This window comes from Polynucleobacter sp. MWH-UH25E (assembly GCF_018687095.1).
Classification (GTDB): Bacteria; Pseudomonadota; Gammaproteobacteria; order Burkholderiales; family Burkholderiaceae; genus Polynucleobacter.
This window is the reverse complement of sequence record NZ_CP061286.1, coordinates 1,330,090-1,356,872: the sequence shown is the minus strand read 5'-3', so window position 1 is coordinate 1,356,872 and position 26,783 is coordinate 1,330,090. Positions and strand designations below refer to the sequence as shown.

Here is a 26,783-nt window from a genome sequence, read left to right as displayed (position 1 = left end):
GGAAGTTTCTTTTTTATTTTTGTTTTTATTGTTCTTTTTGTTTTTCTTTTTTGTGTCTGCGTCTGTTCGCCTGAGCCATTAACCCTCAGAGCCTGTTGCCTGAGCCACAGTATGCATATCCTTATCACCACGACCAGAGAGGTTTACCAAGATCGTTTTATCTTTAGGCAGCGTCTTAGCTAACTTACAAGCATATGCAATCGCATGGGAGGATTCCAAAGCAGGAATAATTCCCTCAATACGACAGCAATCATGAAAAGCCTGTAAAGCCTCCTCATCGGTGATGGCAACGTAATCGGCACGTCCAGAATCTTTCAACCATGCATGCTCAGGGCCAACGCCTGGATAGTCCATACCAGCAGATACAGAGTGCGTCTCTGAAATTTGCCCATTCTCATCTTGCAATAAGTAGGTGCGATTACCGTGTAGAACACCGGGCTTGCCGACACACAAAGCCGCAGAATGCAAACCACTAGTCAAGCCATGCCCCGCCGCTTCAACACCAATTAATTTGACGTTCGGCAAATCAATATAGGGATAAAAGATTCCCATCGCGTTTGAGCCGCCACCAACACATGCCAATACGTAATCTGGTTGATTACCAGTCATTTCTGGCATTTGCACTTTGCACTCTTCACCAATCACGCTCTGAAAATCACGCACCATCATCGGATAAGGATGGGGTCCCGCTACTGTGCCAATGATGTAGAAAGTATTATCAACATTAGTGACCCAATCGCGCATAGCTTCGTTGAGAGCGTCTTTCAGAGTTTTAGTGCCGGACTCCACTGGAACAACTTTAGCGCCTAACAACTTCATACGGAAAACGTTCTGAGCTTGGCGAGCCACGTCTACCGCCCCTTGGTAAACAGTGCAATCTAGGCCAAAGCGAGCACAAATCGTTGCAGTAGCAACGCCATGCTGTCCAGCGCCAGTCTCAGCGATGATCCGTGGTTTACCCATGCGCTTTGCCAGCATTGCTTGGCCAATCACATTATTAATTTTGTGGGCGCCTGTATGGTTTAAGTCTTCACGCTTGAGATAAATTTGCGCACCACCCAACATTTCACTCCAACGCTTTGCGTGATAAATGGGAGAAGGACGACCAACGAAGTGTTTTAACTCGTAATGAAACTCTTCCAGAAATTCTGGGTCATGTTGATACTTCGCATAAGCTTCTTTGAGCTCATCCAATGCATACATTAATGTCTCGGAAACAAACACACCACCATAAGGACCGAAGTGTCCTCGAGCATCTGGCTTGTCGTACATAGTTACCTCTTTTGATATATTTGCAGCAATTTATAAGGTGGATGTTTTAGCATCCGCCGCGCGCACAGCTTGAACAAATTGAGTCATGAGCGCGGCATCTTTAACACCCTTACTGCTTTCGACGCCACTACTGACATCAACTGCGCAAGGATGAAGGCGTGCAATCGCCTCGCCCACGTTGTGCGCGTTCAATCCACCACTCAAAACGACCCGAGGCGCGTTTTCGCTTACCCATGTCTGTGGAATCCCCTGCCAATCAAAAGGAACGCCTCCGCCACCATAGCCCTCTACAAGAGCATCCAGCAGAAAAGCGTCTGCAATCCTATATTGTAGGGAAAAATCGTCAAAAGCGAACTGCTTCCCAATGCGGGCGGCCTTCATCCAAGGCTCGTTTTGGGCTATTTGGGCACATCTTTCGGGCGTTTCATCCCCATGAAACTGCCAAAGGGTAATTGGAGCAGCCGCACGAATAGCCGCAACTTCCTCGTCAGTGGCATTCACCAGTAAGCCAACCGCATCTATTCCAGCAGGAAGCCGAGCAATAAGCTGGGCAGCAATATTGGGGGTTACGGCACGCACACTAGGCGGATAAAACACGAAACCAACTGCATCTACGCCCGCCTTGACCGCTAGATCAATATCAGCGGAGGTGCGCAAACCACAGATTTTGACCCTTGTGCGACTAGGTGAGTATGTCAGTAAGCCCATGGGTCAATAATAAGGCTTAAGCCTCAATCAAGCTCTTTGGGAGCCAAGAATTCCTTAACCATGGTCCTGGAATGCCAAACTCCTCTGGATAGGTAATTTTGGCCAAATACAGCCCATCCGGCATAAACGTAGGGGCAGCAAGTTGTCGGTCTTTTGCCGCTAGAACCTCAGCCATCCACTCTGGTTTTCTTTTTCCTCGACCAATCATCAAAAATGAGCCCACTAAATTACGGACCATGTGGTGCAAAAAAGCATTTCCCCGAATTTTGAAATATAGCCAAGGTTCTTCAGAAACGATGTCAATGGAATACATCGTTTTAACTGGCGTTTTACTTTGACACTCTGAAGACCTAAACGAGCTGAAGTCATGTTCGCCGATAAGACAAGTCGCAGCTTCACGCATCGCTTCAACATCAAACCATATATCGGGAGGCAGCATGACATAACCAGCTCTCTCATTCATCATGGGCGAACTGCATGGACCTGCATGCAAAGCATAGATGTATGTGCGCTCGCTTGCGCTAAAGCGCGCACTAAATTCTTCTGAGACTTCGGTAGCCCAGTTCACCACAATCGACTTTGGCAAATAGGAGTTAACTCCCCTTACCCAAGAGAACATCTCTCGCTCCACCTGTGTATCAAAATGAACTACCTGCCCTAGGGCATGAACACCTGAATCTGTTCTCCCCGCTGTGATCGTTTGAACAGGCCCATCTTTGTTGACTGATTCCCCAATAAATCCCGCGATTGCCTTTTCGAGCTCACCCTGAATGGTGACTTGCTTAGGCTGGAGCTGCCAGCCTGAATATGGGCTACCGTCGTATTGAAGACCCAGCGCGATTCGCATTGTCCGCCTTAGGATTGACGATGCGCGAGTTCCGACAACAAGCCCTGGGCTTCAATCGTGATTGCCGGATCCACTGTATTACTTACACGCAATACTTCTTCTAGCGACTTTTTAGCCGCAGAAAAATCTTCGATGGTGATATATGCACGTGCAAGATTGAGCTTGACGCGCAAAGTATCCGCCAAAGGATTTGGGGTTAACTCAATTGATGTCTGTTCAACAGCCTTTACAGGTTTGGTTAAATCTAAATCTATACCTGCAAACAAAGCTTTCGCACGCTCAGGCATTTCAAATGCAGAGGAACCTGTATTTACTTGAACGGGAGAAGCAACTGGGGACTCGACTTCCTTATGAATCGGATTCTCAGAACGACGAGCGTGTCGAGCTAATCCCCACAATAACAGTCCTGTAAGCGTTATCAGAGTAATTGCCAAAATGGCAGGGCCGAAGCCACCAAGACCAAAATTATTATCAACCGCTTTTTTCTCTTTAGATTGATCAAGCAAGCGCTGCAAGTCAGCGATATTTTTTTCTAGCTCAGCCACGCGCGCTTTCGCCAGCTCTAATTCTTTTTCTTGGGCAACTAGATTTTCGGTATAGCGACGCTCTTGATCACTGCCTTCAGCACTGGAACCAATCTTCAGACGATCTCGGGCGGATGATTCTGCTGATTTATTTGCAGCAGACTTACCGCCACCTTGACCTGTTTTAGCATCCTGCTCAGAGCGCCACTCCTCATTTGCTTGCGCTACAAACTGATTAGCCTCTGCAGGGCTGATAGAACGCAGGAGTGCTTGACTCGGTCTATTAAGCTCAGCACCTGCGGCTAGGCGGTTAATACTGCCGCTAGCAAACGCATCTGGGTTAGCTTTATATAGTGCCATGATGGTTTGATCAAGCGTTGCTCCCTCTAATTGCGGAGCCATCAAAGCAGCAATTTCCGACAAGGTCTGACCAGGCTTTACCAGCACCTTCTGCGCATCACCCACTAGCAATGTGAATGTCTTTGTAATGCTACCGCTGGCCCAAGCGAGGTTTACCAGAACATCCAAAAAAGGATCATCTGTCATTGGTACGGAATTGACTGTCTCTACCAAGACCATCAATTGTTCTTGGCGATTGCGATAGACCATCGCCTGCGGATTTAAATCTAATATTTTTTGTGAAGCACCTGTGCGCTCATAGGTCGCTTTATTAGGCAGCGTCACCTTCAAAGACTCTAGGGCGCCCTGTTCATCCGCGCTGATCCGAATCGGAATCTCAACGCGCAGTGGCTCGCCTGGACGTGATTGCAGCTGAGGCGATCCAAAGGATACCGCCCAGACTGAACAGGCCCAACTAAGCCATATAAAGCAAAGTGCTTTTAGAAAGCTAGGTTGGGACTTGCGCAACATCAAAGAAATTAATTTTCTAACAAGATGCGAAGCATGCGACGCAAAGGTTCGGCTGCACCCCACAACAACTGGTCCCCAACCGTAAATGCGCCAAGGTACTCGGGTCCCATTGCCAATTTATGGAGGCGTCCAATTGGCACTGTTAAAGTCCCGCTCACTGCTGCAGGCGATAAATCACGCTCAGTAGTTTCGCGAACATTGGGAACGACTTTCACCCATTGATTATCATTCGCCAAGATGGTTTCGATTTCTTTAAGTGGAATATCTTTCTTCAGCTTCACTGTGAGGCCTTGTGAATGACAACGCATCGCGCCAACACGAACACACAAACCATCGATTGGAATGCTACCTGGAGTGCGGAATGCAGGACGGCCAAGAATCTTATTGAACTCAGCGCCACCCTTCCACTCTTCCTTGGTTTGGCCATTTTCTACAGGTACATCGATCCATGGAATCAAGCTACCAGCTAAAGCGGTATTTCGGAAATTCTTTTTTGGAAAATCCGCAGAGCGCAATGTTTCAGTTACTTTGCGATCGATATCCAAAATCCAAGAAGAAGGATCAGCTAATTCAGCGGCAACGCTGTCGCGCAATGCACCCATTTGCAAAAGCAACTCACGCATATTTTGCGCGCCAGCACCAGAAGCAGCTTGATAGGTCATGGCGCTAATCCACTCAACCATGTCTGCCTTAACAAGACCACCCATAGCCATCATCATCAAGCTTACTGTGCAGTTGCTGCCAATCCAGTTCTTACCACCAGCAGCTAAGGCTTTATCGATTACAGGACGATTTACTGGATCCAAGATCAATACCGCATCATCCTTCATCCGCAATGCGCTAGCAGCGTCAATCCAGTGGCCATTCCAGCCTGCAGCGCGCAGTTTAGGAAAAATTTCATTGGTGTAATCACCACCCTGACAAGTCAAAATGATGTCGCAACGAGATAGTGCCTTAATGTCATTGGCATCTTGAAGAGTGCTTTCACTCTTAGTTACTTTTTGACCATTTAACAAAGGGACTTCGCCACCAGCTTGACTGGTGCTAAAGAAAACCGGCTCAATCAGATCAAAATCTTTTTCGGCAAGCATACGTTCCATCAGAACGCTACCAACCATTCCGCGCCAGCCAACTAAACCTACCAAAGGTGTTTTTGTATTTGCCATGATCATCAACTATTTAGTGAATTTGACTACTCTTTAATTTCTATCTTCTTTTTTTACTTCTTACGCAAGCGCTGCTACAACTGCATCACCCATCTCTACCGTTGACACTTTTTTCTTGCCCTCAGTGTAAATATCCGCAGTACGCAAACCTTGAGCCAATACCTTCTGAACCGCTTTCTCAATACGATCAGCTTCAACCGGCATCCCCAATGAGTAACGCAACATCATCGCTGCCGACAAAATAGTTGCCAATGGATTAGCAATTCCCTTGCCAGCGATGTCAGGAGCAGAGCCATGGCTTGGCTCATACAAGCCTTTGTTGTTCTTATCTAAAGATGCGGAAGGCAGCATACCAATTGAACCTGTCAACATTGCAGCCTCATCAGACAAAATATCGCCAAACAGATTACCAGTCACAACAACGTCAAAGGCTTTTGGCGCTTTCACCAGCTGCATTGCAGCATTGTCGACATACATATGAGACAGCTCTACGTCAGGATAATCTTTGGAAACCCGAATCATGACTTCGCGCCATAACTGTGATGTTTCCAGCACATTCGCCTTATCAACACTGCATACTTTCTTGCCACGTTTTTGCGCCGCTTCAAATGCAACACGTCCAATACGCTCTACTTCGGGCTCGCTATAGTGCATTGTGTCAAAGCCCTCACGCGCACCTTTAAATAAAGGCAACTCAGAGGAACGAATACCACGTGGCTGACCGAAGTAAATGTCGCCGTTGAGCTCTCGCACAATCAAAATATCGAGACCGCCAATAATTTCTGGCTTTAAGCTTGAAGCTGCAGTCAACTCTGGATAGCAAATCGCAGGCCTAAAGTTGGCAAATAACTCCAGATGTTTGCGTAAACCTAAGATCGCTTGTTCAGGACGCAATTCACGGGCGAGTGAGTCGTATTTCCAATCACCAACAGCACCAAATAAAATGGCGTCAGCCTTCTTAGCCAACTCAAGAGTTGCTGGCGGCAATGGATGCCCTGCTACGTCATAGGCAGCACCACCCACAGGGGCTTCTTCCAAATCAAACTTTGGGCCCAGCGCTTTGAGAACACGGACGGCTTGAGCAACGATTTCCGGGCCGATCCCATCGCCCGGGAGAACTGCAATTTTCATGAAAAGGCCTTTAAATCAACAAATTAGGGCAACTGGGTTGCCAGCCAAGGCATCCTCAGAATGCGCTCGGCTTCAAAAGCCTTAATTTTATCTGCATGGCGCAGAGTTAAGCCAATATCGTCCAAACCGTTCAGGAGGCAATATTTTCTGAATGGGGCTACTTCAAAGCTATAAGCGGTGCCATCGGGGGTAATAACCTGCTGGGCCTCTAAATCGATTGTGAGCTGGTATCCGCTAAAAGCCATGGTCTCGTTAAAGAGATGATCCACTTGAAGTTCGCTCAAAACGATAGGCAAAAGACCATTCTTAAAGCAGTTGTTATAGAAAATGTCTGCAAAACTAGGGGCAATAACCGCTCTAAAGCCGAATTGATCCAAAGCCCAAGGAGCATGTTCACGAGAGCTACCGCAGCCAAAGTTCTTGCGTGCTAACAAAATGCCGGCACCTTTGTAACGGGCTTGGTTTAAAACAAAATCAGGGTTCACTGGGCGCTTACTGCAATCTTGACCAGGTTCACCATGATCAAGATAACGCCACTCATCAAATAAGTTTTGGCCAAAGCCAGTTTTCTTAATTGACTTTAAAAACTGCTTTGGAATAATCGCGTCGGTATCCACGTTCTCCCGATTGAGTGGAGCAACTAGTCCTTTGTATACCGTAAATTTTTCCATAATTCTGACTTCGCTAAATATTTAATCTAAATCTTCTTACTTCACAGGAGTAACAACAACATCTTTACCCTGAGTCTGCGATTGATTTTGTTGAGTTGTGTTTGCGCCAGAGCCACCCATCGCATTACCCATGGTTTGCAAATCTTTTCCCATACCTTCGAAGGTGCTAGTGCAGGCCGCAATCACCAATCCAATGATGCCAACAATAGTCAATCTAGCAATTAGGGAAACTGGAGAAAATTTCATTGAATCACCCTTAAGAAATCTTACGAACGTCCACAAAGTGACCTTCAATTGCCGCAGCTGCAGCCATTGCTGGGCTTACCAAGTGAGTGCGACCACCATTACCTTGGCGGCCTTCAAAGTTACGATTCGAAGTTGAGGCGCAGCGCTCTCCTGGCTCAAGACGGTCAGCGTTCATGGCCAAACACATAGAGCAACCAGGTTCGCGCCATTCAAAGCCAGCAGCCTTGAAAATACGATCTAAGCCTTCACGCTCTGCTTGGGCTTTTACCAAACCAGAGCCTGGAACAACTAATGCAAGCTTGATATTGGGTGCCACTTTTTTCCCAATACGATCAACCACTTTTGCAGCTGCACGAATATCCTCAATACGACTATTGGTGCATGAACCAATAAACACCTTATCGACCATAATGCTGCTTAACGGAGTATTTGGAGTGAGGTTCATATATTCCAAAGCACGTTCAATCGCCGAGCGTTTATTAGGATCACGCTCTTTTCCTGGATCTGGAACACGGTCGCTAATGGAGAGAACCATCTCTGGTGATGTACCCCAAGTTACTTGCGGGGCAATTTCTTCGGCGCGTAATTCAACAACCGCATCGAATTTGGCATCAACGTCAGAATGCAAGGTTCTCCAATATTGCAAAGCCTGAAGTAAAGCTGGCCCTTTAGGGGCATAAGGACGACCTTGAATATATTCAATCGTTGTCTCATCCACCGCAACTAAACCAGAGCGTGCACCAGCCTCAATTGCCATATTGCAGATGGTCATACGACCTTCCATAGAGAGATTGCGAATAGCCTCACCCGCAAACTCAATGGTGTAACCCGTGCCACCAGCCGTACCAATCTTACCAATCACAGCCAATACGATATCTTTTGCAGTAGCGCCTGGCTGTAAGCGTCCATCTACACGCACCAACATATTCTTGCTCTTTTTCATGAGCAAAGTTTGAGTAGCGAGAACGTGCTCGACTTCAGATGTACCAATACCAAATGCCAAGGCGCCAAATGCGCCGTGGGTACTCGTATGCGAATCACCGCAAACCACTGTCATGCCAGGCAATGTAGCGCCCTGCTCTGGGCCAATGACGTGAACAATCCCCTGACGGGTGTCATTCATCTTGTATTGGGTGATACCAAATGCATCACAATTTTGATCCAAGGTATCTACTTGCAACTTGGAAATAGGATCAGCAATTCCTTGGCTCCGGTCAGTCGTTGGCACATTGTGATCAGAGACAGCCAAGTTGGCAGAGATGCGCCAAACAGGACGGCCAGCCAGATTAAGGCCTTCAAATGCCTGAGGACTGGTTACCTCGTGCAGCAATTGACGATCAATATAGATCGTGGCTGTGCCATCTTCTTCAGAGTAAACAACGTGGTCATCCCACAATTTGTCATAAAGCGTACGAGACATGAGAGACCTTAAAACCTTTATTTACGAGCAGAAATATCTGGAACCTTGCGTGAAGTTTCGCCAACGTACAACTGACGTGGACGCCCAATTTTATACTCAGGATCCGTGATCATCTCTTCCCACTGAGCAATCCAGCCCACCGTTCTTGCCAAAGCAAAGATACAAGTGAACATTTCAGTTGGAATGCCAAGTGCGCGCTGAACGATACCAGAGTAGAAGTCAACGTTTGGATAGAGCTTACGGCTTACAAAGTAGTCATCCTCCAATGCAATCTTCTCAAGTGTCATTGCCAACTTGAACAATGGATCATCTTGCAAGCCAAGCTCATTCAATACTTCGTAGCAAGTTTCACGCATCAATTTAGCACGTGGATCGAAGTTCTTATAAACACGGTGACCAAAGCCCATCAAGCGAACGCCTGAGTTCTTATCTTTTACTTGGGCGATAAATTCATGGATCTTATCTACGCCACCCTTAGCTTGAATCTCATTCAACATTTGCAAGCAAGCTTCGTTTGCGCCACCGTGTGCAGGACCCCATAAGCAAGCAATACCAGCAGAAATTGCGGCAAATGGATTGGTACCCGAGGAACCACACAAGCGCACTGTTGAAGTCGATGCGTTTTGCTCATGGTCTGCATGCAATGTAAAGATGCGATCCAAAGCACGAACCAATACTGGGTTTACTTTGTACTCTTCACAAGGTGTTGCGAACATCATGCGCATAAAGTTTGCGGTGTAAGACAAAGAGTTATCTGGATAGATAAATGGTTGTCCTACTGAATATTTGTATGCCATCGCTACCAAAGTTGGCATCTTCGCGATCAAGCGAATTTGCGCTACTTCACGCGCATACGGATCGCTATAGTCAATCTCATCATGATAGAAAGCAGCCATTGCACCAACCAAGCCAGTCAATACAGACATTGGATGAGCATCACGGCGGAAGCCACGTAAGAAGAATTGCATCTGCTCATGAACCATGGTGTGGTGCATGACCATATTTTCAAAGTCTTTCTTCTCTTTAGCATTTGGCAATTCGCCATTGATCAAGAGGAAGCAAACTTCCAAGAAGTCGCACTTGCCTGCCAAGTCCTCAATTGGGTAGCCACGATAAAGCAACTCACCCTTATCACCATCAATGTAGGTAATTTTGCTATTGCATGACGCAGTAGAAAGGAAGCCGGAATCGTAAGTGAACTTACCGGTCTGACCATAAAGCTTGCGAATGTCGATTACATCTGGACCTACAGTCCCTTTGTAAATTGGCAGATCAATATCTGGGGTGCCATCCGAAAACGAGAGTTTTGCCTTGATGTCCGATTCAATCATTTCTAATCCTTAGTCATTCAAAATTATGATTAATACACTTTTCGCTCACACGCCTACACAGCTACTGCACCAAAGTGCTGAATTACTTCTCTCTCAGCCTTTGCAAAATCTTTTTAAAAGAGTCCGACTGCATCTCTTTTTCCAATCCAGCCACAGAATCTTTTCGAGCGATCAATAAATCCATCAAATCGTTGTCATCTAAGGCCAATAACTGGCTTAATACTTTTCCATCTTCTACGCTTAACTGATCGCCGTAACGAGCAAAGAAACGCTGCAGAATTAAATCGTTCTCAAGTAAGCCCCTTCGAGCGTCACTCTTTAAACGATATAACTCTGCATTTCCAAGGGTCATACTGCCCTACGAACCATCAACTCCTTAATTTTGCCAATCGCCTTCGTAGGATTCAAATGCTTAGGACATACGTCCACGCAATTCATGATGGTATGGCAACGGAATAAACGGTAAGGATCCTCAAGATTATCTAAACGCTTAGAAGTCTCTTCGTCACGGCTATCAGCAATAAAGCGATATGCCTGCAACAAACCAGCTGGACCTACAAACTTATCTGGATTCCACCAGAAGGATGGGCATGAAGTTGAGCAAGATGCGCACAAGATGCACTCATACAAGCCGTTTAACTCTTCACGCTCTTCAGGACTCTGGAGACGCTCTTTTTCTGGAGGTGGATTGTCATTTACCAAGTAAGGCTTGATCGACAAATATTGCTTGAAGAACAAAGTCATATCGACGATCAAATCGCGCACAACTGGTAAACCAGGCAATGGGCGCAAAGTGATGACCTTAGGCAAAGTCAACATATTGGTCAAGCAAGCCAAACCATTCTTACCGTTAATGTTCATTGCGTCTGAACCACACACACCTTCACGGCATGAACGACGATAAGAAATGGTCTCGTCTTGTTTCTTCAAAGAAATCAACGCATCTAACAACATACGCTCACCAGTGAGTTCTAACTCATAGCGCTGCATACGCGGCGCTGCATCGACATCTGGATCGTAACGGTAGATTTCAAATATACGGGTATCACTCATCTTCTATCTCTCTTGCTTAGAAAGTACGTTCTTTTGGAGGAACTGAATCAACAGTCAATGGTTTTAGCTGAACTGGTTTGTAGTCCAAACGATTACCTTCGCTATACCAAAGCGTGTGCTTCATCCAGTTGTCATCATCACGATGTGGGTGATCATCATGAGAGTGAGCACCACGGCTTTCTTTACGAGCAGCTGCCGAGGTCATGGTTGCATTTGCAGTCTCAACCAAGTTAGCCACTTCCAAAGCCTCAATACGCGCAGTATTGAAAATCTCAGACTTATCTTTAACCCATAAGTGCTTAGCGCGCTCAGTCAACTTGGCCATTTGACGAACACCTTCGTCCATCAATTCTTGATTGCGGAACACGCCAGCATATTTCTGCATGCACTTACGAATATCGTTAGCAACGTCTTGTGCATATTCACCAGAAGTGGAGTTGTCCAACTTCGCAATACGCTCCATAGTTTGTTGACCAGCATTCTTCGGCAATGGCTTGAATTCGCGATTCTTAAGATCCAAGCTCACGATGTGATTGCCTGCTGCACGACCGAATACTAAGAGGTCGAGCAATGAGTTTGTACCCAAACGGTTTGCGCCGTGAACTGAAACACATGAGCACTCGCCAATTGCATACAAGCCGTTAATCACTTCATTGTGTTTGCCATTTGCTGGCACAACGACTTGACCATTAATATTGGTTGGAATGCCGCCCATCTGATAGTGAATGGTTGGCACAACTGGAATTGGCTCCTTGGTCACGTCAACGTTGGCAAAGTTAATACCAATCTCATACACGGAAGGCAAACGCTTCATGATCGTGTCAGCGCCAATATGTGTCAGATCGAGCACAACATAATCACCATTCGGGCCGCAACCGCGCCCTTCTTTAATTTCTTGATCCATAGAGCGTGATACGAAGTCACGTGGAGCCAAATCTTTCAAAGTTGGCGCATAGCGTTCCATGAAACGCTCGCCATCTTTGTTGCGCAAAATACCGCCTTCGCCACGGCAACCTTCTGTCAACAACACACCCGCACCAGCTACGCCAGTTGGGTGGAATTGCCAGAACTCCATATCTTCCAACGGAATGCCTGCACGTGCTGCAAGACCCATACCGTCGCCGGTATTAATAAACGCGTTAGTGGATGCATCCCAAATACGGCCCGCACCACCAGTAGCCAACATCACAATCTTGGCTTCCAAGATGTATACCTGGCCGGTTTCCATTTCAAGAGCAGTTACACCAACTACGTCACCCTCATCATCACGAATGAGATCAAGCGCCAACCACTCCACGAAGAAGTTAGTCTTCGCGCGTACGTTACGTTGGTACAAGGTGTGCAACATTGCGTGACCAGTGCGGTCAGCGGCAGCACAAGCACGCTGCACTGGCTTCTCGCCATAGTTTGCTGTGTGACCACCAAACGGACGCTGATAGATCGTGCCATCAGGGTTACGGTCAAACGGCATACCAAAGTGTTCTAACTCATAAACAACTTTTGGAGCTTCGCGGCACATGAATTCGATTACGTCCTGGTCACCTAACCAGTCAGAACCTTTAATGGTGTCGTAAAAGTGATAGTGCCAATTGTCTTCACTCATATTGCCTAGTGAAGCGCCGATACCACCCTGCGCTGCAACCGTGTGTGAACGTGTTGGAAATACTTTACTAAGCACAGCTACATTCAAGCCAGCTTCTGCTAACTGCAATGAAGCGCGCATACCTGAACCACCCGCACCAACAATCACCGCATCAAAACGGCGGCGTGGTAATGATTTTTGAATTGCAGTCATCGAATTACACTTTCCACAAAATTTGAACGGCATATGCCGCACACGCTACAAGATACAAAACAGTCAACACTTGGAGTGTCAAACGAATGCCGACAGGCTTGATGTAATCCATCCAAATATCGCGCACACCAATCCAAGCGTGATAGAAAAGACTGAACAAAGCCAAGAGTGTTAACAACTTCATTAGCTGATTGCTAAACAGGCCAGACCAGCCCTCGTATGTAGCGCTACCAGTAACGCAATAATCCACCAGCAGCACAACGGTAAATACCACCATCACAATCGCAGTAACGCGTTGAATAATCCATTCTTTAAGGCCGTAATGCGCGCCTACAACTAAGCGCTTTGGTCCAATTTGATAAATAGGCATGAAATTTCCTTAATGAAGAAACGCTTAATACAAGCCGAATAATTTAAGACCAACTACCGCAGTCAAAGCCAAGCCAATCACCAAGACGATAATTGCTGAACGATTGGACTCTGACTTCTCTACTCCGATCTCGAGATCGAGCAAGAGGTAACGAATGCCAGCGCAGAAGTGGTGCAAGAAACACCAAATCAAACCCAAGCAAATAATTTTTACCAAGACATTACCTGTGAAGGCTTGGAATTTTTGGTAGCTCAATTCGGAAGCAAGGCTTTGATCAAAGAGATACAAAATAAATGGCAACAAGAGGAACAAAACTGCTCCGCTGATACGGTGAAGAATGGAAACTTTACCGGCCCAAGGAAGGCGGTATTTCACCAACTGGGCTAGACCAATATTTCGATAAACCGGTCTATCTTTTTTTACATTTTGCTGTGCATCAACCATGGGCAATCTCTATCTTTCGGTGGAGGTTCAGTTTGATTTTGTTGTGTCGCAACATATTCTATTGGAAACCTTGGGTCTGGTGGGGGCTTTTAAGGGTTTATAAGGGTTAAAAAGGGGTTTTACGGATAAGTTCAGTTCAATCGATTCTCGTAATGCTGCTCAGAAGTGTCGTATCTTGCGTGCCGAATTTCTACTGGTTTATTCCCGTAGGTGAATGCAACCCGCTCTACCGAGAGCAAAGGCGCGCCGACTGAAATTTGGAGGTGCTTGGCGAGACCTTCATCAGCTGAAACTGCCTTGATTTTTTCTTCTGCCCGCACCATGTGGGTAGCGTACTGGCTTTCATAAAGCGCATAGACCGGACCATGCCAATCATTGAGGGTATCGAGGTCCAGACCTTTGAAACGGCTGCCTGGAAGCCAAATCTCTTCAAAAACAACGGGTTGGCCTGCAAACGTTTGAACGCGATCGATATAGATGACTGGGTCACCTGCCTTTAATTTAAGCAAATTAGCCACGTAATCAGTGGCCTTGGTTTGCTCACAGGCTAAAAATTGACTAATCAGATGAAACTTTTCCCCTGAGTCTGGGGCTAAACGTAAAAAGCGGTACTGCCAATCATCTTCTTGGTGAGTGGCGACAAAAGTGCCCTTTCCCTGGCGTCTAACCAATAGATTCTGGGCGGCTAGCTCATCAATTGCCTTGCGCACTGTGCCTTGGCTTACCGCATATCGGGCTGCAAGCTCCATCTCACTGGGGATCACTTCGCCAGGAAGCCACTCTCCAGCCTGCAGACTGGCCAAAATCATGGCTTTGATCTGCTCGTATAAAGGGCTAAATGAGGCGATAGGCAAATTTACTTCTGACAAATTCACTCCACAAGGACATCAATTGGATAAAATTCTGAGTAATTCTAGTCTTATATAAGACATCATTGACAGTGTAAAGGCAAAGTCCATACACTTGAATGGATAATAGAAAAGTTTTTATTAATCAACCCCACTAACCTTCCTCTGGAGTTATCAGCAATGGCAAAAGCCCCAATGCGTGTCGCCGTAACCGGTGCAGCCGGTCAAATCGGATATTCACTTCTATTCCGTATCGCCAATGGCGACCTATTAGGCAAAGATCAGCCTGTAATCCTGCAATTGCTCGAAATTCCTGATGAAAAAGCACAAAAAGCCTTGGCTGGGGTGATCATGGAGCTCGAAGACTGCGCATTCCCATTGTTGGCTGGCGTTACAGCGCACTCTGACCCATTGACCGCATTCAAGGATATTGATGTTGCTCTATTGGTTGGCGCACGTCCACGCGGTCCTGGCATGGAGCGCAAAGACTTGCTCTCCGCTAATGCGCAAATCTTCACTGCGCAAGGTAAGGCATTGAATACAGTTGCTAAGAAAACCGTCAAAGTATTGGTTGTTGGCAACCCAGCAAATACCAATGCTTACATCGCTATGAAATCTGCTCCAGATATTCCCGCGAAAAACTTTACAGCGATGTTGCGTCTCGATCACAACCGCGCACTCTCACAGTTGGCAACCAAGTTGAACAAACCTGTTGCCGGCATTGAGAAGTTGGTTGTTTGGGGTAACCACAGCCCAACCATGTATCCAGACTATCGCTTTGCAACTGTTGATGGCAAGTCTGTAAAAGACTCTATTAATGATGCAGCGTGGAACAAAGATGTATTTATTCCAACCGTTGGTAAGCGTGGCGCAGCGATTATTGATGCGCGTGGCCTCTCTTCTGCCGCGTCAGCAGCGAATGCGGCAATCGATCACATTCATGATTGGGTGCTTGGCACTAACGGCAAATGGGTCACCATGGGTATCCCATCTAAAGGTGAGTACGGGATTCCAGCTGAAGTGATTTATGGCTTCCCTGTCACATGCGAAAACGGCGATTACAAGATGGTTGAAGGCTTGGAGATCGATGAGTTCTCTCGCGAGCGCATGACTCACACTCTCAATGAATTGCTTGAAGAGCAAGCTGGCGTTAAACATTTGCTCCCTTAATTTACTGAGGAATATTGCATATGAAGAAGTCTCTTCTCACCATTAGCCTTGCGCTAGCATGCCTCTCTGGGGCTGCAAACGTAAGCGCTAATGAAGAAGTATTCACATGGACTTGCAGTGAAAGCAAGCAGTTCAAAACGACTGGTACCACTGAGAAAGTTCGCCTGACTTGGGAATCTAAAACATATGATTTAGATCGCCAAACTTCTCTACCTGGTAGCTTACGTTACAAAAATACAAACTCTGGATTTGATCTAGTTGTATTGGGTAACAAAGCAATGCTTTTCAATATCAAGGTTGGAACACGTCTTGCTGACTTCTGTCAAACAGCAGAAATGAAAGCAGGAAAATTACCGCACTTGTTTGCTGGCGCTGAACCGTTTGTGCAGAACTAAGCAATCTCAGTTTTATCGAAGTTTTTATAGTATTAAATAAAAAAAGCCGAGTAACCCTCGGCTTTTTTATCGTCTATTTTTATAGCTAATGATTCATTATTCTCTTTAATGAAACAAAGGCTGCTGGGTTGGCGTATCTTCGGGCATCTCAGCATGAACCGCTTCTCCTGAACGATCCGGAAATAGTGGCGCCCCACAATCATCACAAAGCTCTGGATCAAATAACATCGCGTGACGGAATACATCTTCTACGCCAGCGTCATGCAAAGCATCGCAGATCTTTTTGATAGGACTCTCATCATCCGATAAATCATTAAGCGCGTCATTCGCTACGCTCTCGCGGTCATACAAAGGCCAGATAACGCCATACATCACATCGGATGAGCCTTTTGCACTAAACGAAATTCGGTATTCATCCGCCTGCTCTTCTCCGAAAGCACCCACAACACACGATAGACCGGCAGGAAGAATGCCTAATGTGCTCTCTAGGAAGTTCACTGCAGCACGAATACTTAATGGACGTACATGCTTATCCGCCAACCGGCAGTTCGTGAAATACGCTTCTGGTAGCAACAATTCAAATTCGCAGCCAGGCAACATGGAAGCAATCGGCTCTTGCATCGCATTTTGCCAACCTATCAATCTAACGCCTCGCTCCTGTCTTGCCGGTGGCTCTTCTTGCCATTTAAAAATCGGGGAACCACTAGGCGCACTGATTGCCGCTACGATGAAACGCGGATCGGCTAAAACGGCGATTGTTTCTGACATATCGCGCAACTCTAATTTGACATCTTTGCCAGAGATTGCGGCAGTAGCAAGCGCTTCCGTTAACACGCGAGTTTGGCAGTGCGAATGCGGCATTTGATCAATGCTATACAGCCAAGGGATAATCGCGATGCGGGTGTCTGTTGCAGCAATAGCGCTATGCAAGGCGCTGGCAGTGGCTTCGACCATATTGGCAGGCAAAGGTCCAGAAGGGATTTGATAACGCGTATGGGCAACGATTGGCATAGCCAATAACAACGCATCCCACTGCTGCCCTTCATGCTCCATTTTGAGAGACTCAGCCAAAGTTTCCGCTGTATCAGCAAGCACTTCAAATGCAACTGTATTAATGCGGAAGGTTTGATCTAATGCAGCATCAATCACGTTTTGATTCTGACTTTTTAATAAGCGCATTAGACGTATATTCAAACGCTCTTCCCAATAGCGATCCTCAATCTGGCTACCTGAGGCAGCCAAGGAAATAGCATCTGCCACCAGCTTTTCTACCTCTGGAGAAGTGCGTTGAGAAGGTTTGGTGCGATGTACAGCCATTACTTCTTCTCCGCTCGTCTAAAGACGGGTTTATCTGGTTTTGAATCAGCAGCATGGTACTTGTAACCATCTAAATTAAAACCTTTTAAGTCTGCTGGATCAGTGATTCGATTCTCTACAACATACCGCGCCATCAAGCCACGTGCGCGCTTTGCGTAGAAAGAGATGATTTTGTACTTACCATCTTTAGCATCCTGAAACACAGGAGAAATCACCGGGCAATCCAAATCTTTTGGCTGCAATACTTTGAAATACTCTTCGGAAGCCAAATTTAGCAAGACTGGTTTCTTTTGTTTTTCGAGCACCTCTTTTAATGCATTCGTTACTCTGCTCCCCCAAAACGCATACAAGTCCTTACCACGCGCATTCTTAAATGGGGTACCCATCTCCAAGCGATAGGCCTGCATTAAATCCAAAGGTCGCAAAGCACCATAGAGCCCAGACAAAATGCGAATATGTTCTTGCGCAAAATTAACCGCCTTGGCATCTAAGGTTTTAACATCAAAACCATCATAGACATCGCCATCAAAAGCATAAATGGCAGGCTTGCTGTTTTCTTCTGTGAATTTTTTTGACCAATCTCGGTAACGCCCTACATTAAGCACTGCTAGCTGATCTGATAAACCCATCAGCCTTGCTACATCCTGGGGGGCTAGTTTCTTAAGATCAGCAATTAGCTTGGCAGACTCAGCAACAAACTCTGGCAGGGTTGGTGCCTTCACCTTTACGGGCGTCTTGTAATCTAGGGATTTGGCGGGTGAAAGTACGATCAGCATGGCACAATTTGTATATGTATTGTTTCCATTCTAGCGACTGCCCAAATTATTCGCCAAAAAGGCCAACGGAAGACTTTTAACCCCCTTTGACCACATGAATTCTGCCCTTAAGCATCCCCCATTCCCCAGTCGCCTGCCCAAGGTGGGGACAACTATATTTACAGTAATGTCAGCCCTAGCGACTGAACATCAGGCTATCAATTTAGGTCAAGGCTTTCCAGACTTCCCTTGCGATCGTCAATTGATTGCGGACGTCAACGAGGCAATGCTAGCCGACCATAATCAATATCCTCCGATGATTGGGGTTCCCAATTTACGTCATGGGATAGCAAACAAGATAGAACAACTTTACGGCCATCAATACAACCCTGATTCTGAAATCACGATCACCGCTGGTGGCACTCAGGGAATTTTGACTACCATTCTTGCGTGTGTAAGTCCAGGCGATGAAGTCGTCGTCATTGAACCAGCATATGACAGCTATAGACCATCAATTGAATTAGCTGGCGGAAAAGTAATTGCGGTTTCTCTTGAAGCTAAACGAGATAGCAATGGAAAAGTGGCCTCCTATCAAATTCCATGGGAGGCATTATCAAAAGCGATACGCACCAATACTCGTCTGATTATCATCAATACACCCCACAATCCGACAGGCATGGTTTGGCAGAAATCCGACCTCGATCGCTTGGCTGACTTACTCAAAAATACTTCGACATTAATCTTAAGTGATGAGGTTTATGAACACATGGTCTATGATGGCGCATGCCATCATAGCGTTGCCTCTCATCCAGAATTAGCAGCCCGCAGTTTTTTAATTTCGAGCTTTGGCAAAACCTATCACGTTACCGGCTGGAAAGTGGGCTATGTTGCGGCCCCCGCTCCTTTAAGCGCTGAGTTTCGTAAAGTACATCAATTCAATGTATTCACTGTCAATACGCCGATGCAATATGGTTTAGCGACCTATCTATCGGATGCATCACATTACTTAGGGTTGTCTGCTTTCTACCAAGCTAAGCGCGATTTTTTCAGAGCAGGATTAGAGAAGACGAAATTCAAATTACTACCAACACCGGGAACCTATTTCCAGTGCGTTGATTACACGGTGCTAGAAACTCCTGAAGCAAAACTGAATGAAGCAGATTTTTGCAAATGGCTAACGACTGAAGTGGGCGTTGCTGCTATCCCAGTTTCCGCCTTCTATGAAGAACCCACAGAATCAGGCGTCATTCGCTTTTGCTTTGCTAAGCAGGAGCAAACTCTTTCTTCGGCATTAACTCATCTACAAAAACTTTAGAGAAAATTATGGCAATTAAGAAAAGTAAAGATAGCAATGTCATTGATGTTTATAGCTGGCCAACTCCAAATGGCCATAAGGTTCATATCATGCTCGAGGAATGTGGCTATAGATTAGGCCGTGACTGGGTAGCGCATCCGATTGATATTGGCGCAGGTGATCAATTTGATAAGGCGTTTCTCAAAATTAGCCCGAACAACAAAATCCCTGCCTTGGTAGACCCCCATGGGCCAGATGGCAAACCCATCAGCATCTTTGAGTCAGGTGCAATCTTGCTCTACCTTGCCGCCAAAACTGGCAAGTTTCTGCCCAAAACCACCCGGGGCAAATACGAGGTTTTACAGTGGTTGATGTTCCAAATGGGTGGCCTTGGTCCAATGCTTGGTCAAAACCATCACTTCCGCATCTATGCCCCAGAGAAGATTCAATATGCCGTAGATCGCTATACGAATGAAGCCAAGCGACTTTATGGGGTTCTGGATACGCAACTGAAAGATAATACTTATATCGCGGGTACAAAATATTCGATTGCCGATATAGCGATTTTTCCATGGACGCGTAATTGGAAAAATCAAGGAATTGATATCAATGGCTATCCGCATTTCAAGCGCTGGTTTGAAATGATTGGCGAGCGCCCAGCAGTAAAACGCGGTTGCGAAGTATTAACAGCATTACGCAAGCCATTGCATGATGACAAGGCTAGAGAGCAGTTATTTGGTTCAACCCAGTATCAACGAAGGAAATAAGATGAAGATTCAATCAGTTGGCGTAATTGGTGCAGGCACCATGGGTAATGGTATTGCGCAGGTATGTGCCGTTGCGGGACTTGATGTTGTTATGGTTGATATCAATGATGCCGCAGTTCAACGTGGTCTTGATCAAATCAGCAAGAGCTTAGATCGTCTGGTTAAAAAAGAGACTCTCACAACAGAAGCAAAAGATGCAGCGCTTAAGCGCATTAAAGGTAGCACTGCTTACGCAGACTTTAAAGGTCTTGGATTAGTAATTGAAGCTGCAACAGAAAACCAAGCGATCAAAGAAAAAATTCTTAAGCAAGTTGACGAGATTGTGAGTAAAAACACGATCATTGCTACCAACACCTCTTCTCTATCTATCACCAAGCTTGCGGCCCTAGACTCAAACCCATCACGCTTTATCGGCATGCACTTCTTTAACCCACCCCCCTTAATGGCATTAGTAGAGGTAATTCGCGGATTGCAGACCAGCGATGAGACGCACGCCGCCATTATTGAAATGGCCAAACGCGTGGGCAAAGAGCCAATTACCGTGAAGAACTCTCCTGGATTTGTAGTCAATCGCATCTTGTTGCCGATGATTAATGAAGCTTTCTTTGTTCTTTCAGAAGGCTTAGCTAGTCCAGAAGACATTGATGCAGGCATGAAGTTGGGTTGCAATCAACCTATTGGCCCTCTGGCACTAGCAGATCTGATCGGCTTAGATACCTGCCTTGCGGTGATGGAAGTGTATTTTGAAAACTTTAGCGACTCAAAATATCGCCCTTGCCCACTCTTACGCGAAATGGTTGCAGCCGGTTACCTTGGTCGCAAAACTGGGCGCGGCGTATACACCTACGAAAAATAATCTTGAATCAAAAAACATATAAGTAATTCAACGTGAACAATAATCCCATTCCCCCACTAGTTCTTAAGCTTGGCTATGCGGGCTTAATTCCATTTATTGGTTTAGCTTTATTGGTGCAACTCGCACCAACTCCGGTCAACTACTTGAGCGCTGAATCATTGGCCGGATATGGCGCAGTGATTACCTCCTTTATGGGTGCATTGCATTGGGGTGCCAATCTACACAATTTAGGCAAAGCAACAACGGGGGATCGTTGGCTAGATCGCAATGCTTGGATCTGGGGAGTTATTCCTGCTTTAGTAGCATGGGTGGCCTTGCACATCTACATCCCAGTTGGCCTCTTAATCATGGCATCTACGCTAATTATTCAGCGCAACATTGATCAAAATACCTATCATTACTATTTTGCAGATGAAGCTACCTGCGCAGCATTTATGACAATGCGTAATCGCCTAACTTACATCGCTGCTTTTTGCTTATCTTGGGCGGCTATCGTGATTTTGTTTATTCAAGCTTGATCAATGAGTGGTCTTTTTGATAGCGCACCACCGCCACCATTAGCGGAAGCGTTACGTCCAAAATCAATTGACCAAGTTATTGGGCAGACTCACTTACTGGGGCCTAGCAAACCATTAAATCTGGCGTTTGCATCAGGCAAGCCTCACTCCATGATTTTATGGGGACCGCCAGGTGTTGGAAAAACCACCTTAGCCCGCTTATCTGCTAAAGCATTTGATCGCGAGTTCATCGCCATCTCCGCTGTATTGGCGGGCGTTAAAGAAATTCGGGAATCTATTCAACAGGCAGAGCAATCCTTGGCGCAATCTGGCAAACAAACTATTTTGTTTGTCGATGAGATTCATCGCTTTAATAAAAGCCAGCAAGATGCGCTTTTACCTCATGTGGAATCGGGTCTATTTACTTTCATTGGCGCTACCACCGAGAACCCATCTTTTGAGGTGAACTCCGCATTGCTTTCACGTGCACAGGTCTATGTACTGAAATCCTTAAATAAATCCGAGCTTCAACAACTATTTGAACGTGCGCATCAATTTGCAATGCCCGAAGTTCAATTCGAGGCTTCAGCCATTGAAACACTCATCCACCATGCCGACGGTGATGCTAGAAGATTACTGAATTTAGCCGAACAGGTTCGTAACGCGGTACGTGCACCAGACTCCAATACCAAAATCGTTGATCAATCTTTTATCGAAAATGCGCTTTCTACTCAAGCTAGGCGATTTGATAAAGGTGGTGACCAGTTTTACGATCAAATATCCGCATTGCATAAATCCGTGAGAGGCTCAGATCCTGATGCCTCTTTATATTGGTTATGCCGCATGCTGGATGGTGGGGTAGACCCTCGCTACTTGGCTCGTCGTATTGTTCGCATGGCATGGGAGGATATTGGACTTGCGGATCCTCGCGCCATGCAACTTGCTAACGATGCTGCCCTCACCTATGAGCGCCTTGGCTCGCCTGAAGGAGAGTTAGCACTTGGTCAAGCCGTTGTCTATCTCGCAGTTGCAGCTAAAAGCAATGCAAGTTACAAAGCATTTAATGCGGCTCGTGCCTTTGTAGCAAATGACCAATCCAAGCCTGTTCCCAATCATTTGCGCAATGCACCAACCAAGCTCATGAAAGAACTAGGGCATGGCAAACAATATCGCTATGCACATGATGAGCCCCATGCCTATGCTGCGGGCGAATCTTATCTACCAGAGGGAATGGCGGCACCCCATTGGTATGAGCCAGTTGAACGTGGTCTAGAAAGTCAGATTAAAGAAAAGATGATGTTCTTAAGAAAACTTGACGACGAGCATCAGAAAAAATAGGTGGGGTAAATAACAAGATGTCCTCTAAATTACCCGCTCGTTTTTATTACGACATTATTTCTCCGTTTGCGTATCTATATATCAAGCAGCGCAATCGACTAGAAGAGAAACTCGACATCACACCTGTCCCGATATTGCTGGGCGGCCTTTTTAGAGCAACAGAGAACAAAGGCCCTGGTGAAGTTGCTGCTAAGCGCCCTCACACCTATCAGTTTTGTGTCTGGCAAGCCGAAAAATTAAGAATTCCCTTTCGCTTTCCAGGTCACCATCCTTTTATGACCGTCGCACCTCAACGTCTTTTAGTTCAAGAAAAAGCTGGCTGGGCGATGGTTGAAAAAGCATTCGATTACGTCTGGCTTGAAGGCAAAGATCCTAATCTTTCATGGCCTGACTTTTGCGCTTACCTAGGTTTATCTCGGGACACACCAAAACCAGATAACGCCGCCGTGAAATCCCAACTGATTGCCAATACTGAAAAGGCGAAAGCGGATGGCGCATTTGGAGTGCCTGCTTTGATCGTCAATCAACGCTGTTTTTGGGGTGTTGACACGATAGACTGGGTACTGGATTACCTCTCTCACCCAGGAATGTTTGATGAAGCCCCCTATGCAAGAGCGGGCAATCTTCCAAATGGTTTAGCGCCCTAGGGCAATACAATAGGCTATCACCGTTTATTAAAACCATGTCTCGTTTCAGGAGTCTTTATGCGCAAGTTTTTTGCCTTATTCATTTTTGCTTTTTCTTGTTTTTCAACTCAAGCAGCAATCGCTGGTCCAAAGGTGGAATTTAAAACCACGATGGGTAACTTTGTTGTGGAATTAGATGATGTTAAAGCACCCAAAACTACAGCTAACTTTCTAAACTACGTGAAGAGCGGTTTTTATAACGGCACCATTTTTCATCGCGTTATTGATGGTTTCATGATTCAAGGTGGCGGCTTTACACCTGACCTTGTACAAAAACCTACTGATGCACCAGTTGCATCTGAAGCAAATAACGGACTCAAAAACAATACTTACACCATTGCAATGGCCCGCACTTCGGATCCCGATTCTGCGACAGCTCAGTTTTTTATTAACGTCAAAGATAATGAGGGCTTGAACTATCCAAATGCTATGGGCAATGGCTATACCGTATTTGGCAAGGTCATCTCTGGCACCCAAACTATTGATGCTATTCGCAAGGTGCCTACTATGGTTGCTCCAGCTCCACGCATGGGCAGAATGGCCGACGTACCAACTAAGCCAGTCGTCATTGAATCGGCCACCATTCTCAAGTAATTGATAGAGCAAGCGTCATGATTTTGCTGGATGACGCTCAAAGCACGGCGGTCAATCCGTCGAGTCGAGTCTACAACGCGCCTTTGCAATATTGGCGCGTTCTTCCGAGTGGCAACCCAAACACAGATCGCCAGGCTGCTATCCACTGCTTGGAAGAAATAACTCTTGCATTAGATAAAGGCCAATATTTAGTTGCCGCTTTCGCCTATGAACTAGGTCGATTGATTCATTATTTGCCACAACCTAATGAAGATTTACAGGGAGCAAAAAATTCTCACCCACTCATTGAGGCGTGGGCTTTTCAGGAATACCAAAAGCTCTCAAAAGAGCAAATGGATCACTACATTTCTGATGAATTAAAAGCGCTATCCAATGTGGAACAACTTGCAGGAGTCATGAATCTTCAAGCTTCAATAAGCGAAGATCATTTTTGTGAGGATATCGCCAAAATCCAAGAATACATTCGTAGTGGTGATACATACCAAATTAACCATACCTATCGCATCACTGGGAATGTCTACGGCGCTCCACTAGCCCTTTACAGTAGATTGCGTGAGCGCCAGCCCGGTCGATTTGGCGCCTATATCGCACAAGAAAATCACTATTTACTCTCTCAGTCACCGGAGCTATTTATTGAGCGTCAGGGAGATACACTAAAGGCGATGCCAATGAAAGGCACCGCGAGCGCCCTGTCAGCTACAGCAAGCTTCCTATCAGACGATCCCAAGAATCAAGCAGAGAATGTCATGATTGTGGATCTGTTGCGCAATGATTTAAGTCGTATCTGTTTACCCAATACGGTAAAAGTGCCTCACTTATTTCAAGTGGCAAGACATGGTGACGTATTGCAGATGACCTCCACTGTGCAAGGACAAATAAAGCCAGATATCAAACTGCATGACATTTTGAATGCTGTTTTTCCTTGTGGCTCGGTTACAGGCGCACCCAAAAAACGTAGCATGGAAATTATTCAAGAGCTTGAGCAATCCGATCGAGGCTATTACTGCGGTGCTCTGGGGTGGCTTGATCCAAATGGCGACTTTGCTTTCAGCGTTCCCATTAGAACTATTGAAATGGAGAAGGATTCGTCATCTCAGTCAATAAACTTTACCCTTGGCGTTGGTGCCGGCATCACGATTGATTCTGATGCAATACAAGAGTGGCATGAGTGTCAGATTAAATCCGCATTCTTAACGGGGCTGCCAAGCAAGACTGGATTATTCGAAACAATTGCAGTTCTAAATAAGGCACCCCAAAGACTTGAATCTCATTTAGATCGTATGCAAAGCTCGGCATCCGCCTTGCGTATTTCTTTTGATAGAGAGAAGGCTCGCGCAATTATTTTGAATACGTGCGCCCGCTTGGATCAAGATCTTCGCACGCGCCTAAGACTAGACCTTGATGAAAATGGAGATTTAAGTGCTCAGTGCGGAACACTTGATCAGATCAATGAACCGGTCAAGATTTTTTGGGCAAAAGATATTCTTTCAAGCGACTGCGTCATGAATTCTAGTAACCCCCTGTTAGCGCATAAAGTCAGCGATCGAGCTTTGTACGATGCAGCTTGGCAGGAGGCTGTAAAGCTGGGTGGCTTTGATGCACTCTTTGTGAATGAACAAGGCTTTGTGACTGAAGGTGGCAGAAGTAGCGTTTTTATTAAACCCGCCGATCGCAATGAATGGCTTACACCACCCATTTCTTCAGGGGTGCTGCCTGGAGTCATGCGCAAGGCCTTACTTACTGATCCCAGCATAAATGCCCGCGAAGCTAACCTGACTATTCAGGATGTCTTAATGGCGAAAGAGATTATGCTTAGCAATGCCCTGCGGGGCGCCATTAAAGCCCATTTCTAGAAAGCATTCATGAAGTACTGTCCCAACTGCGCAGCTACGATTACTGTAAAAATACCAGCTGATGATTCACGTGAAAGACATGTATGCGAATCATGCGGAAGCATTCATTATCAGAACCCCAGAAACGTTGTTGGCAGCATTCCTGTTTATGGTGATAAGGTGTTACTCTGCCGCCGTGCCATTGAGCCTCGCCATGGTTATTGGACGCTGCCTGCGGGCTTCATGGAGTTGGGCGAAAGCACCAGCGATGGCGCTGCTCGCGAAACATTTGAAGAGGCTGGTGCAGTTGTTGATATTGGGCCGCTGTATTCGTTGCTAAATGTTCCCCATGCAGAGCAAGTGCATTTGTTCTATCTCGCAACTATGAAGACGCCTGATTTTTCAGCTGGAGAAGAGAGTTTAGAGGTGGCTCTATTTGATGAGCAAGATATTCCCTGGCAAGATCTTGCCTTTCCAACTGTGAAGCAGACTCTAGAGTGGTTCTTCGCCGATCGCGCTTCTGGTGCTTTGAATAGTGAATTTCATGTGCGCAGTCGAGATGTCTTACGCTCCGAGAAAATCTAAA

Annotated in this window: 29 protein-coding genes; 11 read left to right on the top strand and 18 right to left on the bottom strand. The window is 46.1% G+C overall.

Annotation, left to right across the window (positions count from 1 at the left end; translation table 11 throughout):
• Positions 1-78: 78 nt before the first annotated feature.
• The 16 genes from trpB to ICV39_RS07035 all read right to left on the bottom strand — a co-directional run bounded on the left by trpB (position 79) and on the right by ICV39_RS07035 (position 14,717).
• Positions 79-1,272, bottom strand: a complete 1,194-nt coding sequence (gene trpB, locus ICV39_RS07110) for a tryptophan synthase subunit beta (protein ID WP_215389434.1) — start codon at positions 1,270-1,272, stop codon at positions 79-81.
• Positions 1,273-1,302: 30 nt separating this feature from the next.
• A complete protein-coding gene (locus ICV39_RS07105; RefSeq protein WP_215389433.1) occupies positions 1,303-1,980 on the bottom strand; it encodes a phosphoribosylanthranilate isomerase in 678 nt (225 codons plus the stop codon).
• Positions 1,981-1,996: 16 nt separating this feature from the next.
• Positions 1,997-2,827 carry a tRNA pseudouridine(38-40) synthase TruA gene (gene truA, locus ICV39_RS07100; RefSeq protein WP_215389432.1) on the bottom strand — a complete coding sequence of 277 codons (831 nt, stop codon included), beginning with the start codon at positions 2,825-2,827 and terminating at the stop codon, positions 1,997-1,999.
• Between the two features lie 8 nt (positions 2,828-2,835).
• Positions 2,836-4,221, bottom strand: a complete 1,386-nt coding sequence (locus ICV39_RS07095; protein ID WP_215389431.1) for a FimV/HubP family polar landmark protein — start codon at positions 4,219-4,221, stop codon at positions 2,836-2,838.
• Positions 4,222-4,229: 8 nt separating this feature from the next.
• Positions 4,230-5,387, bottom strand: a complete 1,158-nt coding sequence (gene asd, locus ICV39_RS07090) for an aspartate-semialdehyde dehydrogenase (protein WP_215389430.1) — start codon at positions 5,385-5,387, stop codon at positions 4,230-4,232.
• A gap of 60 nt (positions 5,388-5,447) precedes the next feature.
• Positions 5,448-6,518, bottom strand: a complete 1,071-nt coding sequence (leuB, locus tag ICV39_RS07085) for a 3-isopropylmalate dehydrogenase (protein WP_215389429.1) — start codon at positions 6,516-6,518, stop codon at positions 5,448-5,450.
• A 23-nt stretch (positions 6,519-6,541) separates the two neighbouring features.
• Complete coding sequence (leuD, locus tag ICV39_RS07080; protein WP_215389428.1) at positions 6,542-7,189, bottom strand: 3-isopropylmalate dehydratase small subunit; 648 nt, start codon at positions 7,187-7,189, stop codon at positions 6,542-6,544.
• Between the two features lie 36 nt (positions 7,190-7,225).
• Positions 7,226-7,435, bottom strand: coding sequence for a hypothetical protein (locus ICV39_RS07075; RefSeq protein ID WP_215389427.1), 210 nt, complete (start codon positions 7,433-7,435; stop codon positions 7,226-7,228).
• 10 nt (positions 7,436-7,445) lie between these two features.
• Positions 7,446-8,855 (bottom strand): 3-isopropylmalate dehydratase large subunit, encoded by a 1,410-nt coding sequence (gene leuC / locus ICV39_RS07070; RefSeq protein WP_215389426.1) that lies wholly within the window; start codon positions 8,853-8,855, stop codon positions 7,446-7,448.
• 17 nt (positions 8,856-8,872) lie between these two features.
• Complete coding sequence (gene gltA / locus ICV39_RS07065; RefSeq protein ID WP_215389425.1) at positions 8,873-10,186, bottom strand: citrate synthase; 1,314 nt, start codon at positions 10,184-10,186, stop codon at positions 8,873-8,875.
• Positions 10,187-10,268: 82 nt separating this feature from the next.
• Positions 10,269-10,538 (bottom strand): succinate dehydrogenase assembly factor 2, encoded by a 270-nt coding sequence (locus ICV39_RS07060; protein ID WP_215389424.1) that lies wholly within the window; start codon positions 10,536-10,538, stop codon positions 10,269-10,271.
• Entirely contained in the window at positions 10,535-11,239 is a 705-nt protein-coding gene (locus ICV39_RS07055) for a succinate dehydrogenase iron-sulfur subunit (RefSeq protein ID WP_215315462.1), read from the bottom strand. The genes ICV39_RS07060 and ICV39_RS07055 overlap by 4 nt, the downstream gene beginning before the upstream one ends.
• Positions 11,240-11,255: 16 nt before the next feature.
• Positions 11,256-13,034 carry a succinate dehydrogenase flavoprotein subunit gene (gene sdhA, locus ICV39_RS07050; RefSeq protein ID WP_215389423.1) on the bottom strand — a complete coding sequence of 593 codons (1,779 nt, stop codon included), beginning with the start codon at positions 13,032-13,034 and terminating at the stop codon, positions 11,256-11,258.
• A gap of 4 nt (positions 13,035-13,038) precedes the next feature.
• Positions 13,039-13,404: a succinate dehydrogenase, hydrophobic membrane anchor protein gene (sdhD, locus tag ICV39_RS07045; protein WP_215315464.1), complete on the bottom strand. Its 366-nt coding sequence runs from the start codon at positions 13,402-13,404 to the stop codon at positions 13,039-13,041.
• Positions 13,405-13,428: 24 nt separating this feature from the next.
• Positions 13,429-13,848 carry a succinate dehydrogenase, cytochrome b556 subunit gene (gene sdhC, locus ICV39_RS07040; protein ID WP_215389422.1) on the bottom strand — a complete coding sequence of 140 codons (420 nt, stop codon included), beginning with the start codon at positions 13,846-13,848 and terminating at the stop codon, positions 13,429-13,431.
• A gap of 131 nt (positions 13,849-13,979) precedes the next feature.
• Positions 13,980-14,717, bottom strand: coding sequence for a GntR family transcriptional regulator (locus tag ICV39_RS07035; protein ID WP_215389421.1), 738 nt, complete (start codon positions 14,715-14,717; stop codon positions 13,980-13,982).
• A gap of 159 nt (positions 14,718-14,876) precedes the next feature.
• Here ICV39_RS07035 and ICV39_RS07030 point away from each other — a divergent pair, with 159 nt between their 5' ends.
• Both ICV39_RS07030 and ICV39_RS07025 read left to right on the top strand, forming a co-directional pair.
• The gene (locus ICV39_RS07030; protein ID WP_215389420.1) at positions 14,877-15,866 is read left to right on the top strand and encodes a malate dehydrogenase; all 990 of its coding nucleotides are present in this window, start codon (positions 14,877-14,879) and stop codon (positions 15,864-15,866) included.
• Positions 15,867-15,886: 20 nt separating this feature from the next.
• On the top strand, positions 15,887-16,261 hold the full coding sequence (locus ICV39_RS07025) for a hypothetical protein (protein WP_215389419.1): 375 nt from the start codon (positions 15,887-15,889) through the stop codon (positions 16,259-16,261).
• 105 nt (positions 16,262-16,366) lie between these two features.
• Here ICV39_RS07025 and ICV39_RS07020 read toward each other — a convergent pair whose 3' ends face one another.
• Positions 16,367-17,578 (bottom strand): DUF2863 family protein, encoded by a 1,212-nt coding sequence (locus ICV39_RS07020; protein WP_215389418.1) that lies wholly within the window; start codon positions 17,576-17,578, stop codon positions 16,367-16,369.
• Positions 17,578-18,354, bottom strand: coding sequence for a peroxide stress protein YaaA (gene yaaA / locus ICV39_RS07015; protein ID WP_215389417.1), 777 nt, complete (start codon positions 18,352-18,354; stop codon positions 17,578-17,580). The genes ICV39_RS07020 and yaaA overlap by 1 nt, the downstream gene beginning before the upstream one ends.
• A gap of 94 nt (positions 18,355-18,448) precedes the next feature.
• Between yaaA and ICV39_RS07010 the strand changes: the two genes are divergently transcribed.
• Genes ICV39_RS07010 through ICV39_RS06970 form a run of 9 tightly spaced genes read left to right on the top strand, consistent with a single transcriptional unit; the run spans position 18,449 to position 26,782 of the window.
• Positions 18,449-19,648 carry a pyridoxal phosphate-dependent aminotransferase gene (locus ICV39_RS07010; protein ID WP_215389416.1) on the top strand — a complete coding sequence of 400 codons (1,200 nt, stop codon included), beginning with the start codon at positions 18,449-18,451 and terminating at the stop codon, positions 19,646-19,648.
• 8 nt (positions 19,649-19,656) lie between these two features.
• Positions 19,657-20,394 carry a glutathione binding-like protein gene (locus ICV39_RS07005; RefSeq protein ID WP_215389415.1) on the top strand — a complete coding sequence of 246 codons (738 nt, stop codon included), beginning with the start codon at positions 19,657-19,659 and terminating at the stop codon, positions 20,392-20,394.
• Between the two features lies 1 nt (position 20,395).
• On the top strand, positions 20,396-21,250 hold the full coding sequence (locus ICV39_RS07000) for a 3-hydroxybutyryl-CoA dehydrogenase (protein WP_215389414.1): 855 nt from the start codon (positions 20,396-20,398) through the stop codon (positions 21,248-21,250).
• Positions 21,251-21,282: 32 nt separating this feature from the next.
• Positions 21,283-21,768, top strand: a complete 486-nt coding sequence (locus ICV39_RS06995) for a DUF3429 domain-containing protein (protein ID WP_251372649.1) — start codon at positions 21,283-21,285, stop codon at positions 21,766-21,768.
• Between the two features lie 3 nt (positions 21,769-21,771).
• A complete protein-coding gene (locus ICV39_RS06990) occupies positions 21,772-23,085 on the top strand; it encodes a replication-associated recombination protein A (RefSeq protein WP_215389413.1) in 1,314 nt (437 codons plus the stop codon).
• 17 nt (positions 23,086-23,102) lie between these two features.
• Entirely contained in the window at positions 23,103-23,732 is a 630-nt protein-coding gene (locus tag ICV39_RS06985; RefSeq protein ID WP_215389412.1) for a 2-hydroxychromene-2-carboxylate isomerase, read from the top strand.
• Positions 23,733-23,789: 57 nt separating this feature from the next.
• The gene (locus ICV39_RS06980; protein ID WP_215389411.1) at positions 23,790-24,365 is read left to right on the top strand and encodes a peptidylprolyl isomerase; all 576 of its coding nucleotides are present in this window, start codon (positions 23,790-23,792) and stop codon (positions 24,363-24,365) included.
• Positions 24,366-24,382: 17 nt separating this feature from the next.
• Entirely contained in the window at positions 24,383-26,218 is a 1,836-nt protein-coding gene (locus ICV39_RS06975; RefSeq protein ID WP_215389410.1) for a bifunctional chorismate-binding protein/class IV aminotransferase, read from the top strand.
• Positions 26,219-26,227: 9 nt separating this feature from the next.
• Positions 26,228-26,782 (top strand): NUDIX hydrolase, encoded by a 555-nt coding sequence (locus tag ICV39_RS06970; protein ID WP_215389409.1) that lies wholly within the window; start codon positions 26,228-26,230, stop codon positions 26,780-26,782.
• Position 26,783 lies beyond the last annotated feature (1 nt).

Bases quoted from the DNA above. Each gene is read 5' to 3' on its own strand.
- ICV39_RS06970 (WP_215389409.1), top strand. From the start codon at position 26,228: ATGAAGTACTGTCCCAACTGCGCAGCTACGATTACTGTAAAAATACCA.
- ICV39_RS07030 (WP_215389420.1), top strand. From the start codon at position 14,877: ATGGCAAAAGCCCCAATGCGTGTCGCCGTAACCGGTGCAGCCGGTCAA.
- ICV39_RS07055 (WP_215315462.1), bottom strand. From the start codon at position 11,239: ATGAGTGATACCCGTATATTTGAAATCTACCGTTACGATCCAGATGTC.
- sdhA (WP_215389423.1), bottom strand. From the start codon at position 13,034: ATGACTGCAATTCAAAAATCATTACCACGCCGCCGTTTTGATGCGGTG.
- asd (WP_215389430.1), bottom strand. From the start codon at position 5,387: ATGGCAAATACAAAAACACCTTTGGTAGGTTTAGTTGGCTGGCGCGGA.
- ICV39_RS06985 (WP_215389412.1), top strand. From the start codon at position 23,103: ATGTCCTCTAAATTACCCGCTCGTTTTTATTACGACATTATTTCTCCG.
- yaaA (WP_215389417.1), bottom strand. From the start codon at position 18,354: ATGCTGATCGTACTTTCACCCGCCAAATCCCTAGATTACAAGACGCCC.
- sdhD (WP_215315464.1), bottom strand. From the start codon at position 13,404: ATGCCTATTTATCAAATTGGACCAAAGCGCTTAGTTGTAGGCGCGCAT.
- leuD (WP_215389428.1), bottom strand. From the start codon at position 7,189: ATGGAAAAATTTACGGTATACAAAGGACTAGTTGCTCCACTCAATCGG.
- ICV39_RS06975 (WP_215389410.1), top strand. From the start codon at position 24,383: ATGATTTTGCTGGATGACGCTCAAAGCACGGCGGTCAATCCGTCGAGT.
- truA (WP_215389432.1), bottom strand. From the start codon at position 2,827: ATGCGAATCGCGCTGGGTCTTCAATACGACGGTAGCCCATATTCAGGC.
- leuB (WP_215389429.1), bottom strand. From the start codon at position 6,518: ATGAAAATTGCAGTTCTCCCGGGCGATGGGATCGGCCCGGAAATCGTT.
- ICV39_RS07060 (WP_215389424.1), bottom strand. From the start codon at position 10,538: ATGACCCTTGGAAATGCAGAGTTATATCGTTTAAAGAGTGACGCTCGA.
- trpB (WP_215389434.1), bottom strand. From the start codon at position 1,272: ATGTACGACAAGCCAGATGCTCGAGGACACTTCGGTCCTTATGGTGGT.
- ICV39_RS06990 (WP_215389413.1), top strand. From the start codon at position 21,772: ATGAGTGGTCTTTTTGATAGCGCACCACCGCCACCATTAGCGGAAGCG.
- ICV39_RS07005 (WP_215389415.1), top strand. From the start codon at position 19,657: ATGGCAATTAAGAAAAGTAAAGATAGCAATGTCATTGATGTTTATAGC.
- leuC (WP_215389426.1), bottom strand. From the start codon at position 8,855: ATGTCTCGTACGCTTTATGACAAATTGTGGGATGACCACGTTGTTTAC.
- ICV39_RS07075 (WP_215389427.1), bottom strand. From the start codon at position 7,435: ATGAAATTTTCTCCAGTTTCCCTAATTGCTAGATTGACTATTGTTGGC.
- ICV39_RS07025 (WP_215389419.1), top strand. From the start codon at position 15,887: ATGAAGAAGTCTCTTCTCACCATTAGCCTTGCGCTAGCATGCCTCTCT.
- ICV39_RS07000 (WP_215389414.1), top strand. From the start codon at position 20,396: ATGAAGATTCAATCAGTTGGCGTAATTGGTGCAGGCACCATGGGTAAT.
- sdhC (WP_215389422.1), bottom strand. From the start codon at position 13,848: ATGGTTGATGCACAGCAAAATGTAAAAAAAGATAGACCGGTTTATCGA.
- ICV39_RS07095 (WP_215389431.1), bottom strand. From the start codon at position 4,221: ATGTTGCGCAAGTCCCAACCTAGCTTTCTAAAAGCACTTTGCTTTATA.
- ICV39_RS07105 (WP_215389433.1), bottom strand. From the start codon at position 1,980: ATGGGCTTACTGACATACTCACCTAGTCGCACAAGGGTCAAAATCTGT.
- ICV39_RS07020 (WP_215389418.1), bottom strand. From the start codon at position 17,578: ATGGCTGTACATCGCACCAAACCTTCTCAACGCACTTCTCCAGAGGTA.
- ICV39_RS06980 (WP_215389411.1), top strand. From the start codon at position 23,790: ATGCGCAAGTTTTTTGCCTTATTCATTTTTGCTTTTTCTTGTTTTTCA.
- ICV39_RS07010 (WP_215389416.1), top strand. From the start codon at position 18,449: ATGAATTCTGCCCTTAAGCATCCCCCATTCCCCAGTCGCCTGCCCAAG.
- gltA (WP_215389425.1), bottom strand. From the start codon at position 10,186: ATGATTGAATCGGACATCAAGGCAAAACTCTCGTTTTCGGATGGCACC.